General features: G+C 71.0%; 19 protein-coding genes. 12 read left to right on the top strand and 7 right to left on the bottom strand.

Annotated elements, in window-relative coordinates; translation table 11 throughout:
- Window positions 1-200 precede the first annotated feature (200 nt).
- A complete protein-coding gene (locus ACPYOM_RS01690; protein ID WP_481344640.1) occupies window positions 201-1,616 on the bottom strand; it encodes an alkaline phosphatase PhoX in 1,416 nt (471 codons plus the stop codon).
- 150 nt (window positions 1,617-1,766) lie between these two features.
- Here ACPYOM_RS01690 and ACPYOM_RS01685 point away from each other — a divergent pair, with 150 nt between their 5' ends.
- The gene (locus ACPYOM_RS01685) at window positions 1,767-2,069 is read left to right on the top strand and encodes a hypothetical protein (protein WP_481344639.1); all 303 of its coding nucleotides are present in this window, start codon (window positions 1,767-1,769) and stop codon (window positions 2,067-2,069) included.
- Between the two features lie 15 nt (window positions 2,070-2,084).
- Here ACPYOM_RS01685 and ACPYOM_RS01680 read toward each other — a convergent pair whose 3' ends face one another.
- Together ACPYOM_RS01680 and ACPYOM_RS01675 are read right to left on the bottom strand one after the other, a co-directional pair.
- Entirely contained in the window at window positions 2,085-2,702 is a 618-nt protein-coding gene (locus ACPYOM_RS01680; protein ID WP_481344638.1) for a DUF1254 domain-containing protein, read from the bottom strand.
- Entirely contained in the window at window positions 2,699-3,361 is a 663-nt protein-coding gene (locus ACPYOM_RS01675) for a DUF1214 domain-containing protein (RefSeq protein WP_481344637.1), read from the bottom strand. Before ACPYOM_RS01675 ends, ACPYOM_RS01680 begins: the two co-directional genes overlap by 4 nt.
- Window positions 3,362-3,466: 105 nt before the next feature.
- Between ACPYOM_RS01675 and ACPYOM_RS01670 the strand changes: the two genes are divergently transcribed.
- The 5 genes from ACPYOM_RS01670 to ACPYOM_RS01650 all read left to right on the top strand — a co-directional run bounded on the left by ACPYOM_RS01670 (window position 3,467) and on the right by ACPYOM_RS01650 (window position 6,899).
- Window positions 3,467-3,667, top strand: coding sequence for a hypothetical protein (locus ACPYOM_RS01670; protein ID WP_481344636.1), 201 nt, complete (start codon window positions 3,467-3,469; stop codon window positions 3,665-3,667).
- Window positions 3,668-3,736: 69 nt separating this feature from the next.
- Window positions 3,737-4,408, top strand: coding sequence for an O-methyltransferase (locus ACPYOM_RS01665; protein ID WP_481344635.1), 672 nt, complete (start codon window positions 3,737-3,739; stop codon window positions 4,406-4,408).
- 64 nt (window positions 4,409-4,472) lie between these two features.
- A complete protein-coding gene (locus ACPYOM_RS01660) occupies window positions 4,473-4,673 on the top strand; it encodes a hypothetical protein (RefSeq protein WP_481340920.1) in 201 nt (66 codons plus the stop codon).
- Between the two features lie 145 nt (window positions 4,674-4,818).
- Complete coding sequence (locus ACPYOM_RS01655) at window positions 4,819-5,283, top strand: MarR family winged helix-turn-helix transcriptional regulator (protein WP_481344634.1); 465 nt, start codon at window positions 4,819-4,821, stop codon at window positions 5,281-5,283.
- Window positions 5,280-6,899 carry a chloride channel protein gene (locus ACPYOM_RS01650; protein WP_481344633.1) on the top strand — a complete coding sequence of 540 codons (1,620 nt, stop codon included), beginning with the start codon at window positions 5,280-5,282 and terminating at the stop codon, window positions 6,897-6,899. Before ACPYOM_RS01655 ends, ACPYOM_RS01650 begins: the two co-directional genes overlap by 4 nt.
- Before the next feature lie 54 nt (window positions 6,900-6,953).
- Here ACPYOM_RS01650 and ACPYOM_RS01645 read toward each other — a convergent pair whose 3' ends face one another.
- Window positions 6,954-8,558, bottom strand: a complete 1,605-nt coding sequence (locus ACPYOM_RS01645; RefSeq protein ID WP_481344632.1) for a hypothetical protein — start codon at window positions 8,556-8,558, stop codon at window positions 6,954-6,956.
- 210 nt (window positions 8,559-8,768) lie between these two features.
- On the opposite strand from ACPYOM_RS01645, the gene ACPYOM_RS01640 reads away from it, so the two are divergent.
- Both ACPYOM_RS01640 and ACPYOM_RS01635 read left to right on the top strand, forming a co-directional pair.
- A complete protein-coding gene (locus ACPYOM_RS01640; RefSeq protein ID WP_481344631.1) occupies window positions 8,769-9,383 on the top strand; it encodes a YdeI/OmpD-associated family protein in 615 nt (204 codons plus the stop codon).
- Window positions 9,384-9,509: 126 nt separating this feature from the next.
- The gene (locus ACPYOM_RS01635; protein ID WP_481344630.1) at window positions 9,510-10,151 is read left to right on the top strand and encodes a hemerythrin domain-containing protein; all 642 of its coding nucleotides are present in this window, start codon (window positions 9,510-9,512) and stop codon (window positions 10,149-10,151) included.
- 96 nt (window positions 10,152-10,247) lie between these two features.
- Here the strand turns inward: ACPYOM_RS01635 and ACPYOM_RS01630 are convergent, their stop codons facing one another.
- A complete protein-coding gene (locus tag ACPYOM_RS01630; RefSeq protein WP_481344629.1) occupies window positions 10,248-10,874 on the bottom strand; it encodes a maleylpyruvate isomerase family mycothiol-dependent enzyme in 627 nt (208 codons plus the stop codon).
- A gap of 155 nt (window positions 10,875-11,029) precedes the next feature.
- Between ACPYOM_RS01630 and ACPYOM_RS01625 the strand changes: the two genes are divergently transcribed.
- A complete protein-coding gene (locus ACPYOM_RS01625) occupies window positions 11,030-11,701 on the top strand; it encodes an N-acyl homoserine lactonase family protein (protein WP_481344628.1) in 672 nt (223 codons plus the stop codon).
- A 102-nt stretch (window positions 11,702-11,803) separates the two neighbouring features.
- Window positions 11,804-12,214, top strand: a complete 411-nt coding sequence (locus tag ACPYOM_RS01620; protein ID WP_481340912.1) for a VOC family protein — start codon at window positions 11,804-11,806, stop codon at window positions 12,212-12,214.
- A 25-nt stretch (window positions 12,215-12,239) separates the two neighbouring features.
- Here ACPYOM_RS01620 and ACPYOM_RS01615 read toward each other — a convergent pair whose 3' ends face one another.
- Together ACPYOM_RS01615 and ACPYOM_RS01610 are read right to left on the bottom strand one after the other, a co-directional pair.
- Complete coding sequence (locus ACPYOM_RS01615) at window positions 12,240-12,644, bottom strand: VOC family protein (RefSeq protein WP_481344627.1); 405 nt, start codon at window positions 12,642-12,644, stop codon at window positions 12,240-12,242.
- 88 nt (window positions 12,645-12,732) lie between these two features.
- A complete protein-coding gene (locus ACPYOM_RS01610; protein WP_481340910.1) occupies window positions 12,733-13,143 on the bottom strand; it encodes a nitroreductase family deazaflavin-dependent oxidoreductase in 411 nt (136 codons plus the stop codon).
- Between the two features lie 158 nt (window positions 13,144-13,301).
- Between ACPYOM_RS01610 and ACPYOM_RS01605 the strand changes: the two genes are divergently transcribed.
- Complete coding sequence (locus ACPYOM_RS01605; protein WP_481340909.1) at window positions 13,302-14,660, top strand: MFS transporter; 1,359 nt, start codon at window positions 13,302-13,304, stop codon at window positions 14,658-14,660.
- A gap of 302 nt (window positions 14,661-14,962) precedes the next feature.
- On the top strand, window positions 14,963-15,598 hold the full coding sequence (locus ACPYOM_RS01600; protein ID WP_481344626.1) for a hypothetical protein: 636 nt from the start codon (window positions 14,963-14,965) through the stop codon (window positions 15,596-15,598).
- Window positions 15,599-15,612: the final 14 nt, after the last annotated feature.

Here is a 15,612-nt window from a genome sequence, read left to right as displayed (position 1 = left end):
CCCCCCCCCCCTCCCAAGAGACCACCACGGCCCCCCAGATTACTACGCGTCTCGTGGGCTCGGAGATGTGTATAAGAGACGGGGTCAGCGAGCTGACCAGCCGCTGATCCGCCCACCACGGCGCGGAGCTGGGCCGCCGTCCCCCGGTGCGGACGGCGGCCCCGCCGCCAGGACTGCTGCGTCGCGGACGGCCGGGAGGGTCAGGCCTCGGCGTTGCTCGGACGCGCCCACGGACCGGTGATCGCGAAGACGTACCCGGGCGACTGGATGTTGGCGAAGAGCACCTTGCCGTCGGCGCTGAAGGCCGGGCCGGTGAACTCACTGTCGTTGAGGTCGTTGCGGGCCAACGGGTAGGACTTGCCCTGGTCGGTCACGCCGACGAGGTGCTGGATGCCCTCGCCGTCCTCGGCCATGATGATGCCGCCGTAGGGCGAGAGCGTCATGTTGTCGGGGCCGTCGTAGCTGTCGGTGTCGACGTCCGGGTCGGGGTTGACGGCGAAGATCGTCTTCAGCGTCACGGTCTCGGTCCGGGGGTCGTAGAACCACACCTGCCCGTCGTGCTCATTGGCGCTGCCGTCGCTGCTGCGCGCGAAGCTGGCGACGAAGTAGGCGCCGCCGTCGCCCCACCACGCTCCTTCGAGCTTGCGGCTGCGCGTGATCTCGTCGTCCGCGAACTGCTTGCGCACCGAGGTCGTCCGGGCGTCGCGGTCGGGTACCGGTCCCCACCGGACCGTGTAGCGGGTGCCCGCCTGCGTCGCGAGGGACAGGTCGGGGATGTGCGTGTCGCCGCGGTAGCAGCTCATCGCCTCCAGCGCGCCGGCCCTGTCGCCGCCGTCGGAGAGCGCGAGCTCGCGCAGGGCGTCCTTGCCGCCGGTGAACCCTGCCGGGGGCGTCCACCGGTAGTACAGGCCGTTGGGGCCGCCGGCGTCCTCCGTCTCGTAGATGGTGTGGGTGGTCGGGTCGACGGCGACCGCCTCGTGGGAGAACCGGCCGAGGAACCTCAGCGGCACCGGGCTCTTGCCGAGGTTGGCCTCCTGGCTGCTCGGGTCGACCTCGAAGACGTAGCCGTGGTCCTTGAGGTAGCGGCCGCCCATCCGCTGCTCCGTCTCCTCACAGGTCAGCCAGGTGCCCCACGGCGTCTCGCCCCCCGCGCAGTTGTTGTGGGTGCCGGCGACGCTCGTGTACTCGCGGATGCGGGTACCGTCCGCGTCCACGTCGATGTTCGACGTGCCGCCGCGGGCGCCCTCGTCGTAGGTGAGCCCGGCCAGCGGCGGGACCCCGAAGGGCTCGCTGCCACCGATCTCGTGGTTGTTGACGAGGGTCGACCCGTTGCCGCGGGTGAAGACGCCCGTGCCGTCCGGGTCGCTCGCCGTCGGGACTCCGTCGACGGTCGGCGTCACCCCGCTCTGCGTGACGATCCGGTAGGAGAACCCCGCCGGCAAGGCCAGCAGGCCCTTGGGGTCAGGAACCAGCGGCCCGTACCCGACCGACGACCGCGGGGCGGCCAGGGCGCTACCTCCTCCGGCGAGAACGTCGATGCTGCCGCTGATCGCGATGCCCAGGCCGGTGGCGGCCGTGCCTCTGAGGAAGCCACGGCGGTTGAGGGAGGTGGTCATGAGACGCCTTTCACGCGTTGGATGGTCGGGTCCAAGTCCATGCCTGACGGCTACCGGCCGCACCCAACTCCGGATGTCGGTCCGGTGAACGGTTCGGCCTCGGGGTCGACGCCTCTGGTCTCCCGGTCGGTGAGGGGTGACGATGGGCAGATGGCGGTTAGTGCGCAGGAGCGCGAGCAGGTGCAGCGCCCCAGCTGCTGGTGCTGCGGGAAGCCGTTCGACGAGCAGGACCTGACTCGGCTCGGGTCCCACCCGGAAGTGGGCGTCTGCGCCGGGTGCGCGCGTTGGCTGTCCCGCCGCGCCCGGGCCACGGCCGAAGAGGGGATGCGAACCCCGGGCGCTCTCGCCCGCAGGTCGGTCGCCGCCGCACGGGGCCTGGTCATGCGCGTCGGGCTGCAGCACTGGCCGCTCCTCGGGCCCGTGCTGCGACGTCTGGACCGACACCTTCCCTGAGGGGTCGAGGCGCCCTCACGACCCCGGCGGTCGTTCGGACTCTCCGGAGGGGGTCGGCGGTCCTGACAGCACGATCTGGGTCGCGAGGTGGTGGGCGGACGGCAGGTCGCTGTCCCCGTGGACGAGCACGCGGACGAAGATCAGAACCGCGTTGTGGGGTGAGGCTATTCGCGTCGTCCCGCTCGGGAGCGGGCCCGTCCAGTGTGGCCCGGTGATGAGGTGGTCGCCCGCCCGGTTGCCTGTCGTGCGGGTGCCGACGTAGGCGAAGTTCGTGTTCGTGGACGGGTCGGTGAGCTGGACGCTGTAGTAGCGGTCAGCCGCGTCCGGCACGTGCAGGAGCCGGGGCCCTTCTCGCAGGTCCAGCCAGCCGGCGGCCATGAGCGTGTCCCGGTTCACGCCCGTGGTCGCCAGCGTCGAACCCGTGGTCGTGCCGACCGGGTCGGCGAACGAGGCCTGGGACTGGACGTAGAGCGAGTTCACCGGGATCGGGCCGCCGCCGAACCCGCTGACGAGGATGGCGCGCTTGAACACGGACAACAGCACGCGGGGCCAGAACCAGAGGGCAAGGAACCACGCCGCGACCATGGCTGTGGCGAAGGGCAGGAGGTGCTCGAGCTGCATGGCAGGGCTCACGAGGCCCGGGTCACGGGCGGAACGGCATACCGGCCCTCGAGGACGGCCCGGCCAGGAAGGTAGACGCGGAGCCAGAGGGTGAACCTGCCCGAGGGAGCAGGCAGCCAGTTGGCCTCACGGCCCACCGGCAGGGTGCTCTGGATGTGGATGTCGACCGACCCGTCCGCGTTCGGCGCCAGCCCCGAGCGGTCGCCCACGCTGTACCGGCCGATCGGGTTGGGGACGAAGCGGTTCCGAGAATCGCCCATCGTCAGCGACCAGAACGCGTCGTTGGGTGGGAGCCCGCCCGCCGGGAAGTGCACGACGTAGCTGTGGAGGCCGCTCAGCGGCCGACCCGACTCATCGGCCTGCGTCGTCCAGTACACCGATTCCTCCGGCACGTTGACCGGACCCGGGAACATCCACGTGGCCGCGGCCCGCGACAGGAAGCCGTTCCCGGGGACACCGCATCCGGGCATCGTGACCCAGCCGTTGACCTTGACGGCTTTGACCCTCGCGAAGATCTCGACGGTGACGACGGCCAGCCCGACACCCACCAGCGCGCCCTGCAGGATCTCGGTACGGACCGGCCGTTCCGGGGTCGTCAGCATCCTGACGACGGCGTAGAGACAGACCGCCCCGACGAGGGCCGCCACGGCAGCAGACCGTCGCCGGCTCATGCCGCGGTCCCAGCCTCTTCTCCCCGGTCTGCCGCGATCCGCACGGCTCCACTCTGCCCTCGGCGCGTCGCGGCTTCCAGTGCGAGCTGGAGGAGTTCTCCCGATGTGCCGGGGACGACCGCGTGCGAATCGTGGGAGTGGCGCGAGGCGATCCACGAGGAGGTGCGCCTCCCAGGCAAGCAGCACGGTGCGGCGACCGCAGCCGACCGCTTCGAGCGCGCGCTGGAGCTGTGGGACCTCGATCGCTCGGCCCAGGAACCCACGCCCGCCCTGGGTGACCAGCGGCATGGCGCGGCCGGGTCATGAGGTAGCCCTGGGTCACGGCACCGTCCGTGAGGGTGCCGCACCGCGTGGCAGGAGGCGTAGCGTCCGAGCATGCGCAGCTTCCCGGTGACCGACGTGATCCGCTCCTATGCCGTGGCTCATGGGACCTGGCGTCCCGACCGTGTGGTGCGTGAGCTGCAGGCGCAGACAGCCAAGCTCGGCGACGCGGCAGGCATGCAGATCGGCGACGACCAGGGCCAGCTCCTCACGATGCTCGCCCGGCTGGTCGGGGCGCGTCGGGCGGTCGAGGTGGGGACGTTCACCGGCTACTCGAGCATGTGCATCGCCCGGGGCCTGGCCGAGGGAGGTTCACTGCTGTGTTGCGACGTCAGTCAAGACTGGACCCAGATCGGGCAGCAGGCCTGGGCCGCGGCCGGTCTTGCCGACCGGATCGAGCTGCGGATCGCACCCGCGATCGACACCTTGCGAGCGCTGCCGGCGACGGCGGACATCGACCTGGTCTTCATCGACGCAGACAAGCCCGGGTACGCCGCCTACTGGGAAGAGCTGGTGCCGCGCGTCCGGCCCGGAGGTCTGCTGCTCGCGGACAACGTCCTGTGGAGCGGCCGGATCGCCGATCCGGAGGTGACCGATACGAACACGACCGCGTTGCGCGACTTCAACGACCTCGTGGCCTCCGACGACCGCGTCGAGGCCGTCGTCCTGACCGCCTTCGACGGCCTGACGATCGCCCGTCGGTCGACCGCGCCCTCCGGGGCGTGATGACGCCGGTCGGGAGCGGCCGGCGCCACCGCCGGTGTGCCCGGGTCGACGAGGGGGCCGGGCGATGACCTTCTTCTGGACCGGGGTCGGCGTGCTGCTCGTGGTGGGCATCGGTCTGATCGTGTGGGGGTCCCTTCCCGGGCCGGGGCGGTCCGGCCAGGACGTCTCGGCGCGGCGCACCACCGAGACGCAGGTGGGGGCGTGGCTGGTGGGCGTCTCGCTGTGCGCCCTGGTGGTCGCCTACTTCACGGCCCGTTGGCCCTGAGGCCCGGCCTCCGTCGCCGGGGTCGCGCACCGTGGTGCTGCCACCCGACCGTCGATCACCTCGACACCCGCCTGCCCGTCGGCCGGCCGGCCCGGTGTCTAGACGGCTTTGACACCGGCTCCTTGCTCTCTGCAAGACTTGTCGAATGCAACAGCAAGTCACCGCCGCCACCGTGGCCGCGCTGCAGCAGATCACCCGCGACCTGCTCGGGCTGGCAGTCCGGAGCGTCGACGAGGTCGGGGACGTGTCGCTGCCGCAGATGCGGCTGCTCTTCGCCTTGCGCGACGAGGGAGAGTCGTCGTGCACCCGACTGGCCACCGTGCTCGGGGTCAACGGTTCGTCGATCACGCGCCTGGCCGACCGGCTCGTCGCGTCGCGACACGTCACCCGCACCGGCGACCCGGCGAGCCGCAGCCGGGTGCTGCTCGCCCTGACCGAGCACGGCGACACGGTCATCGACGCGGTGCTCGCGTGGCGTTCTCGTGAGCTGACCCGCGTCCTCCGGGGCCTCGACGCCGAGGCGCTCGGCTCGCTCACCGACAGCCTCAACGCGCTGCACGACGGTCTCCGCCGACGCCACCACGACCTGACCGGCCCGGTGCCGCTGTGACCGGGGCCAAGGTCGAGCTCGGGGACTTCAACGTCCACCCGCGGATGCTGGTCATCGCCGCGTGGGCACTGCCGGTCGGGGCCGGTGGCGCTTTCGCGGCGTACGCCTTGCTCAAGCTCATCGGCCTGACGACGAACGTCGTCTTCTACCAGCGGCTCGACACCTCACTCGTGGCGCCCGGTGCGACGCACCACCCGTGGCCGCTCGTGCTCCTCGCGCCAGTGGTCGGCGGCCTCGTCATCGGCCTCATGGCCCGTTACGGGTCGGAGAAGATCCGCGGGCACGGCATGCCCGAGGCGATCGAAGCGATCCTCATCCGCGGCAGCCGGGTCGAGCCGAAAGTGGCTGTGCTGAAACCGATCTCGGCGGCGGTCAGCATCGGGTCGGGTGGGCCGTTCGGCGCCGAGGGACCGATCATCATGACCGGTGGCGCCATCGGCTCGATCCTCGCGCAGCACCTTCGGCTCACCGCCGACGAGCGCAAGACGCTCCTCGTCGCGGGTGCCGCGGCCGGGATGGCCGCCACCTTCAACGCCCCCCTCGCCGCCGTGCTCCTGGCGGTCGAGCTGCTGCTGTTCGAGTGGCGGCCACGCAGCTTCGTGCCGGTCGTCGCCGCGGTCGCCGTCGCGACGGCTGTACGGGGACCACTCATCGGGACCGGCGCGATCTTCCCGGTACCCACCGGCGGCGTCTCCATCACGTGGACGGCCGAGGCGCTCAGCGCCCTCGTCGGCCTCAGCGGCGCCCTCGTGGCCCTCGGCGCGACGTGGCTCGTCTACTTCGCCGAGGACCTGTTCCGTCGGCTCCCCCTGCACTGGATGTGGTGGCCGGCACTCGGGGGTCTGGTCATCGGCGTCGGCGGGCTCGTCGAGCCGCGAGCACTCGGCGTCGGCTACGACGTCATCGACCAGCTGCTCACCGGACGGGCGACCACCGGGCTCATCGTCGGCATCCTCGTCGTCAAGACCCTCATCTGGTCGCTGTCGCTGGGGTCCGGGACGTCCGGGGGCGTGCTCGCCCCGGTCTTCATGATCGGTGGCGCGCTCGGGGCCGCGGTCGGGCTCGTCCTGCCCGGCGTGTTCCCGGGGTTCTGGGCCATGCTCGGCCTGGCGGCGGTCGTCGGTGGCGTCATGCGCTCGCCACTGACGGGCGTCGTGTTCACCCTCGAGCTGACGCACGCCTGGGATGCGCTGCTGCCCCTGCTCATCGCATCCTCGGCGGCGTACGCGGTCTCCGTCCTCATCCTCCAGCGCTCGGTCCTCACGGAGAAGATCGCCCGCCGAGGACTGCACCTGACGCGCGACTACACCACCGACCCGCTCGAGACGTTCTTCGCCTCCGACGTCATGCGCACCTCGCCCGAGGCGCTGGAAGAGGCGCGCCGGCTCGCGATCGACGGAGGCCACCACGTCGTCGATGCGGGCGACACGCTGCGACACGTCGCCTACGTCTTCGCCGAACACGGCCACGGCGGCGCCGCCGTCCTCGGCGAGGGCGGCGACGTCCTCGGGCTCGTCGACGTGCAGTCCCTGCTCGTGGCACGCCGGCACGACCTGACGGAGGCGACCGAACGCGAGCAGGTCTTCACGAGGCCGCTCGGCCTCGGCCGCCGCTGATGGCAGGGGCCGTGCCGCGCGGGTGCAGTACACGGCTGTCGTGTACGTCGTGCCTCACGGGAGCTGGCCGCTGCTCGGGCACGGGTTGCGAGGCAGCACGGTGCGGAAGTTGTCGACGAACGTGCCTTCGGGGAACCCTGGATCGCCGGGGTAGTAGGTGGCGAGCTCGGGTCCGTACTCGGACGTCGAGGTGCCGCCGAACGTGTTCGTGGTGCCGGGGATGAACGTGCCGCCTTCCTGCCAGGCGCAGGCGCCGTTCGGCCCGGACCGGGTCGAGTAGATGGGGTAGAACTGGGCGCCCGGCGGCGGGTTGACGCAACCGGCGCCGTCCAGGGCACACACGGACAGCGGCTCGATGGCCGGCATGTCCGCTTCGAACGCCATCCGGCTGTAGTTGTGCCCGTCGGTCTGTGGGCTGGTGAGCTGGAAGGAGCCCGAGTGGACCAGCCGGTCCTGCGCGGGGTCGGCCAGCGTGCCGGACCAGTCGCGCTGGTACGACGTGCCGTCGAAGTCACGGTCGGTGGCGATGCAGCCACCGACGGGCGCCAGCAGCGACTCGGTGGCGTTGAAGCAGGCCGTGTCGTCGACGTCCTTCTTCGTCTCCCCGACGCCGGGGTTGACGCAGCTGCCCAGCGTGTTGGCGCGGTCGCAGTACTCGAAGTGGCCGATCTCGTCGGAGAAGGAGACGTTGTAGGTGTGCGCGGTCCAGGGCACCAGCGTCTGCTCGCTGGAGGTGGCGTACATCGGGTGGAAGGCGTACGGCTCCTCCGTGCAGCCGACCGCCGAGGGCTGGAACAGCGGGTGTGCGAAGCCGTTGGCGATGCTGGCCGTCATCGACCCGCTCTGCCCGCTCGTCACGTCGGTGATGGAGTTCACCAGCCCGGCCGCCGAGTCGTGGATCGAGATCTGCAGGGTGTCGCCGGCGTCCATGTACAGCACCTGCGCCGGGTCGGGCGTGAAGGTCGCGAGGGTGGCGTTGAGCGGGTCCGGTGGTGCCTGCGGCGTGCCGCTCCTGGTGATGAACGCGAAGTCCGCCCATTCCTCACCGGCGCGGTCCAGGCAGTCGGCGTTGTTCACCTGGGTCCGGGTTGCGGAGAGACCGAAGACCACCATGGCCGCGCACCACTTCGTCGGGTCGCAGGACACGTTCGGCTCAGGCACCCATCCGGGCGGGTAGAACTGCAGCTCCAGGAAGCCGGTCCCGACGTGGTTGCCCATCCAGTCGGGTGCGGAGTGGTCGCTGCTCGTCTTGATGTTGCTGTCCGAGTCGGGGGTGCAGGCAACGCCCGGGTTGGGGTAGCTCTGGGTCTCGCACAGGTCCATGCCGTACCAGAACGCCACGCTCCGCTGGAAGTTCCACGTGCCGCCGGTGCCGTCCTGCTTCGGCAGTGTGGGCGCCTCACGCGGAAGCCGCAGCTGCCAGGTGGCCGAGTTCCCCGAGCCGGCTCGGGTCGAGTAGAAGAGCAGGGCCGGCTCGTCGTGGCCGACGTAGCCGCCTTCGTAGTCCTGCCGGGAGCTCGGGTCGGGACAGAGCGTCGCATGCCTCTCACAGAGTGGATCCAGAGGCCCGCTCGAACTCCCTGACGAGGCCTGTGGGCCGGCGAGCACCGCCGCCGCCACCAGGACCACTGCCGACCACAGCGCACGGGTTCGCTTCATGACTCCTCCAGCCGACGCCACCTGAACCTGGGCCGATCGGCGCTCGACCACGATGCACCCGCTTCGTCACGTCCAGTGTGCTCCGTCCGTCGAGGGCTGTTCCGGTTTTGGGGAACTCAGCGCACACGGCGCGGACGGCGCCGCGATGACACGTGCAGGCTGCTGTCACGGATGGCTTGCCGCCTCTGGGCCCGTGCGAAGGTTGGAGTCGTGAGTGACGAGCTGCCTGCCCTGACGGTCGCGGACGGCGCCGCATGGCGCGCCTGGCTCGACGAACACCACGGTGATGACCGCGGGGTGTGGCTGACCCTGGCGAAGAAGGGCGCGGCCGCGCCCACCAGCCTCACCTACGACGAGGCGCTCGACGAGGCGCTCTGTCACGGATGGATCGACGGGCAGATCCGTGGCGGCGACCAGTACAGCTACCGGCAGCGCTTCACGCCCCGCACCCGGCGCAGCGGGTGGTCACAGCGCAATGTCGCCATCGTGGAGCGCCTCATGGCGGAAGGGCGGATGCACGCGTCCGGACTCGCCGCGGTGGAGCGCGCCAAGGCGGACGGCCGTTGGCACGCCGCGTACGCCGGACCGGCGAGCATCGAGGTGCCGACCGACCTCGCGGAAGCCCTCGACTCCGATCCCTCCGCGCGGGCGATGTTCGAGAAGCTCAACAGCCGAAACCGCTACGCGATCCTCTACCGGGTCGAGACGGCGAAGCGGGCCGAGACCCGAAGGCGACGCATCGAGCAGTTCGTGGCCATGCTCGCCCGGGGAGAGACGATCCACCCCAACAGCGCGAGGGACGAACGCGGTCCCCGCGACGCCTAGGCAGGAGAGACCGCGGCAAGGCTCGTGCGACCTGCGGCTGGTGCGGTGCGGTGGTTGGTCCGAGCTGGGCCGTGGCCGCGCCGGTTCCGGCAGCCGCGTCGGGTGCGGATGGCTATCGTCTCGACCATGACAGGTCCCATGACGATGAATCGTGTCATCCACGCGGCGGTGCGTCGCGACCTCGCTCGCCTCGAGTCCGCCCTCGCCACCGCCCCCGACGGTGACCGGGCCCGCGCCCAGCAGCTGCAGGTGGCCTACGCGCACCTGCACGACCAGCTCAAGCACCACCACGAGGGCGAGGACACCCACGTCTTTCCGTTCCTGGCCAAGGTGCAAGGGGCCACGGAGCTGGTCGAGGTCATGGAGACGGAGCATCAGGCCATGGCGGACGCACTCGCCGGTGCCCGCACTGCCATGGACACCTACGCCTCGAGCGGGTCCGCCGGCGACGCCCATGCCGCCAGGGACGCCGTGCTGAAGGCGAACGACGTCGTCGAGCGACACCTGCATCACGAGGAGAACGACCTCGAGCCGCTCCTGCTGCCGCACCTCGGGACGCCCGAGTGGAAGGTCGTCGAGAAGCAGCTGCGACCCGCATCCCTCGCCGTCTCGGGCCGGTTCATGGCGTGGATCCAGGACGGGATGCCCGAGGCGGAGCGCACCTACCTCCGCTCGGCCATTCCGGCCCCGGTGACCTTTCTGCTCAGCAGACTCGCCGGCAGGTCCTACCACCGGGACATCGCGCCCGCCTGGGCGCCCACCACGTAGGCGTTCCGGTCCGAGACCGGGTCGCAGGCCTGTCAGGTCAGGCGGGAACCGGCGGACATCGTCGTGCTCCTCGGCTGCGGCGTCGACAGGTTGGCCCTACGTGTTCACCCTGCCTGCGAGAGCGTCGAGTCCCGGTCCGTGCAGGTCTTGCAGGGCTTGGGGACGCCCCGCGAGCGCAACGAGGAGCGCCTCGGCCGGGCCGTGGACCTCCGGCCCGGTCCCATGGGCCCACGGCAGGTCGGTGGCGACCACGCGCAGCCCGCGGATGTTGGCCGGTGCTGGTAGGGCACGGGCGCGGGGTGCGAAGCTCAGCGCTGCGACCAGTCGCTCTCGAGGGACGTCGCGAGGGTGAGCCAGTGCCCGTCGGATGTCCTGCTGGTGGATCAGGGCATCGGTCAGCGCGACGGCGCACCCGAATGCGGTGGTGATCCCCCGCGGAACGACGTGTGCGCGAAGCCGCGCCACGAGCTCCTCGGTGCCGAGCCGTCGGCTCTCTTCGACGCCACGCTGGTTGGCGAGCCTGAGGGAGAAGCCCGAGCGGGCCGTCAGCGCCAGCAACCGTGGCCAGCTCAGCACGTCGTAGCTCACGATGTGGCCGACGACGTCGCGCACCGACCAGCCGGGACACAAGGATGGCTGGTCCCATTCCGCTGCCGTCAGCGTGTCGAGGTAGTCGGCCAGGTCTCGTCGCTCGGCGGCCGCCAGGTCGCTGAGGTCTGCCATGGTTCATCGGCTCCCGTCTCGATGTCCTGACCGACTCCAGCACAAGGTCCTGCAACACGTCCAGGCCCGCACGGAGTACGGGCGACGAGTGACGCGTGAGGAAACGGCGCCGCAGAGCCACCGCGGGCCGGCCACTGTGCCCCACACTCTCCTCCATGGGCGATCCACGAACCGAGAAGGCCGAGCGACCGGGACGCGAGGGCCCGACGGCCACCGTCACGCCGGTGCTCGTCGCGGAGCTGCTCGCCGAGGGCGAAAGGATGCCGGTCTACGTGCACGTCATCGACCATCCCGACGCGCGCGTGCTGGTCGACACCGGCATGACGCAGCTGCACCCGGCGGTCGACGACATGGATCCTCGCCTGACCCCACTGAGCGAGCAGGCCGGCTTCGACCTGGCCGGCATCGACGTCGTCGTCAACACGCACCTGCACTTCGACCACTGCGGCGGCAACCACCTCTTCCCGGGCAAGCCGGTCTACGTCCAACGCGCGGAGCTGGAGGACGCGCGGAGCCAGGACGACTACACGATCCGCGAGTGGGTCGAGGCGCCCGGGGTGCAGTACGTGCCCGTCGACGGCACCCTCGAGCTGCTGCCGGGGATCCGGCTCGTTCCGACGCCCGGCCACACGCGAGGCTCGCAGGTCGTCGTCGTCGAGACGGGCGACCGCTCCATCGTCATCGCGGGTGACACGGCGGTCTTCTTCGACGAGCTCGACCACCCGCGCACCGACGGCCAGCGACTGGTCCGGGCACTCGCCCCCGAAGAGGTCTGGCTCTCGCACCAGCACGAGCCATGGCGTCCGTCGGCCCCCCACGACGCGTGACCGGAAGTCCCTGAAGGACCGCGCGCACAGGTCCGGTGACACCCGGGCGAAGGCGGCGCATCGGCCGTCACGATCCGGTTGCCTCGTGGCAAGATCGCACGGGTGCTGCGACTCACCGACTTCATCATCGACTGCCCGGACACGATGCAGCTGGCGGCGTTCTACTCCGAGGTGACGGGCCGGCCGGTCAACGGCGGCAGCGACGGCAGCTGGGCCGGTATCCGGTTCGGCGAGATCGACCTGGCCTTCATCCGGGTGGATGACTACCGCGCCCCGACGTGGCCCGACGCCGAGCACCCCAAGCAGTTCCATCTCGACTTCGAGGTCGACGACATCGAGGCGGAACAGAGCCGCGTCCTGGCCCTCGGCGCGATCCTGAAGCAGGACTTCATCGGCGCCGACGGCCACGGCTGGCGCGTCTACACCGATCCCGTCGGCCACCCGTTCTGCCTCTGCCACAACAAGGGCGTCACCTGGACCGACCAGGGCCCCGTCTGGCCGACGAGCGGGTAGGACGCGTGCACCCCAGCTGACTGGCCTAGCTCGGACCGAGCCGCGCCTCGTCCCGCGTCGGCTCGAACAGCTCGACCAGGTTCCCCGCCGGATCCTCAGCGAGGATCTGCCGCCCGCCGATGCCCTCGACGATCTCGTTGCGGAACCTCACGCCCTCGCCGCGCAGTCGCTCGACGAGCGTGGAGAGGTCGTCGACCTGCAGCGAGAAGCGGTTCCAGCCACCGGGGGTCGGGGCGGTCCCGTCGGGCATCGCCTGGCCGCCGCCCGGACCGCCCCCGGCGGCGCTGAGCACCAGGCGCAGCGCACCGTTCTCGAGCAATGCGAACGTCGGCGCGGGGTGCATCACCTCGGTGAACCCGAGCCGGTCGCGGTAGAACGCGATCGCGGCATCGATGTCGTCGACGATGTACCGGACGCTCACACTGGCCACCGGTTCACGGTACGACGCCGCGGCGAAGGCGGCGAGCCTGTCGCGGTTCCGGCGTGCGGACTTCGTCCGTCCTCTCGCGCCTGGGCCTCTATCGGCCAGGCCCGCGGTCGCCGGAGTCGTCGACGGTGAGCACGATGAGCGGACTGTGTCGAAGCATCTCCGGGACGTCCGTGCGACGCCAGCGCCTGGCGGCCGCCTCGATGTACGGACGGCGCTCGTCAGGGTCGGTCACGACTCGCGCGGTCGCGGGCACGTCGGCGACCACTGACTGCTTCAGGTGGATCACGACGTGCGGATCGGCGTCGATGTTGTAGATCCAGTCCCGCGTGCGATCGGCCCGCGGCAGGCCCGTGATGAACAGCTGGTCGTCGTCGTGGTGCAGGAAGATCTCGATGCGCCGAGGTCGACCGGTTCGCCGGCCGGTCGTCGTGAGATCGATGAGCTGGCTGTGGTTCAACGCGGCCCGGGTGGCTTCGCTCCCGGAGACGGCATCGTCCATGGCGCGCTCCTCTCGACTGGAACCGACCCAGGAACTCTACGGCGAGCGGCCGCGGTGGCGTGCCGCGCCGGAACCACCGGGCCGGCTGCCGCCTCTCCTTCGGCACGGGACGGGGTAAATGCGGTGACACCTGCCGTCCGGGTCTGCAGAATCCTCGGGTGGTTCTCGACGCCGTCCTCCGTCACGCCCGCCCGCCGTCGCCGCTGGCGGGACGGCTGTCCGTCCAGTCGCTGCTCTTTGCCCTCGGCGAGGGCACCTTCATGACCGGTTCGGCGGTGTTCTTCACGCAGATCGTCGGGCTCTCGGCCGCTCAGGTCGGTCTCGGCCTCACCATCGCGGGCGTCGCGGCGTTCCTCGCTGCCCTGCCGATGGGCAAGCTCGTCGACCGCTTCGGGCCCAAGAGGATGTGGGCCGTCAGTGCAGCGGGGCAGGCGGTGATGTTCGCGTTCTGGCCGCTCATCAACGGCTTCGAGGGCTACATCGTGATGGCCGTCGGCATGGAGGTCATCGGCGCGCTCGGCGGCGCGGCGTACGGCGCGTACACGATCGACGTCCTCCCGCCGGACGAGCGGGTGCGGTCGCGCGCGTACATGTACTCCGCGCTCAACGTCGGCTTCACGGTCGGCTCGATGCTCGGCGGCGTCGCCCTCGCGTTCCACTCCAACGACGTCCTGCACGCCCTGCCGTGGTTCACGTCGGTGGCCTTCCTCGTCAACGCCGCCGCGATCATCCGCCTCCCCAAGGCGGCCCATGACGAACGCAGCGCCGAGGACCGAAAGGTGAAGGTCTCCGGACCCGGCCCGCTGCGCAACCCGGGGTGGCTCCTCACGACGTTCTTCGGCGGCGTGTTCTGGACCAACCAGGTGCTGCTCAACGTCGTCATCCCGCTGTGGCTCGTCGAGAAGACGGACGCGCCGCGGGTGCTGCTGGCGTTCCTCTTCGGCACCAACACCGTCATGTGCATCTTCCTGCCGATGGTGACCTCCCGCGGGGTCAGGGACATCCCGACGGCGCTCAAGGCCATTCGGCTCTCGGCCGGCTTCTTCGTCGTGTCCTGCCTCATCACGTTGGCGACGCACGACACCGTCGGCTGGGTGACCATCGCGCTGGTCTGGCTCGGGCACGTCACGGTGACCGGCGCCGAGCTGTACCTGTCTGCGGCGAGCTGGTCGTTCGAGGCCGAGCTGATGGACCCACGCCAACGCGGCGCCTACCAGGGCGCCGCCGAGCTCAGCGGGACCCTCGGCCGGGTCTGGGCTCCCGCGCTCTACACGTTCCTCGCGATGAACTGGGGTGCCGGAGGCTGGCTGCTCATCGCCGGGATCATCGTCGTCGCCGCGATCGGCATCCATCCCTCGACGCGGCTGGCCCGCCGGTTCCTGGAGCGGCACGTGCCGGCCGAGGCGCTCGCCGAGGCACGCGCGTCCGCGCCCGAACCGGAGGAAGGCCTCGCCGTCGGCGCGCCGACCCTCAGCACCACCGACGAGCGAGTGTCAGCCCCCGATCCGACTCGCTGACACCGGCCGGTGCGTCTCACGCTCGCCGGGCGGCCGGGTGGTCCTCGATCCGTGGCAGGCTCCAGCGCGACCGCGTCTAGGCTGGAACGGTGGGCAACGGCGGCGACCGGCCGCCCAAGCGGCGCGCGACGTCGCGGCGGCGCGGACTCCTCGGTGCGTCCGTGAGGGGCAGGCGTTCGGGCACAGCCGGCGTGGCCAGGTGGGCCGGGCTGGCCGTGGCCACAGTGACCCTGTCGGCCTGCACCACGGCGATGCCTCCGGGAAGCATCGGCACTCGTCTGCCCGCCAGCCCCGCGCCCGTCATGACCACGATCGACCGGGTGGCGCCCCTGCCGGAGGCGGCCGAGTGCGCGAACGAGGACCTCGACGGCCACCGCAGCACCTTGCCCGGACCGCAGCTGTTCCCTGAGGCGTTCCCGGGCGAGGTCGGCGTGCGGCTCGTCCTGCCGGGGCGTGACGGGTCGGACGTCATCCACTGCCACGGCACGCTCGTGAAGCGGTTCAGCTGCCGGGACCCGACGACGTGGGCCATGCCCGACCCGGCAGAGTTCCTCGTGACGTTCGGCGCGGCCCGGGTCAGGGTCGTCGAGGGCGCGTCCGCGGCTCGGACGCAGTCGACGGAGGACGGGCGCAGCCCCGGGCCGTCGAAACGCTCGTTCACCTACGCCGAGTACACCCTGGCGTCCGGTGATCCGCGGGGCGCGGTCGCCTTCGAGCGGCACGCCTTCGCAACGTGTGCTCTGGCGTCCGTGAGGACGGTCGACGGGGTGGGGCTGGGCACCGCCAGCGTGGGTACGGAGACCGGCCTCGTCGACGTCGCGTTCCTCGTCAGGGGCGACCGGCTGGCACAGGTGACCCTGTACGGGAGTCGGTGGACTCCTGACGAACGGGACCACGCCTGGCACGTCGTCGTGCAGCACCTCCGGCAGGAGCGGTGACGGCACGCGGAGGG

Source organism: Monashia sp. HAY1-2A, from assembly GCF_056755315.1.
The sequence above is the reverse complement of the archived record's forward strand: the minus strand, read 5'-3'. Positions and strand labels throughout refer to the sequence as shown.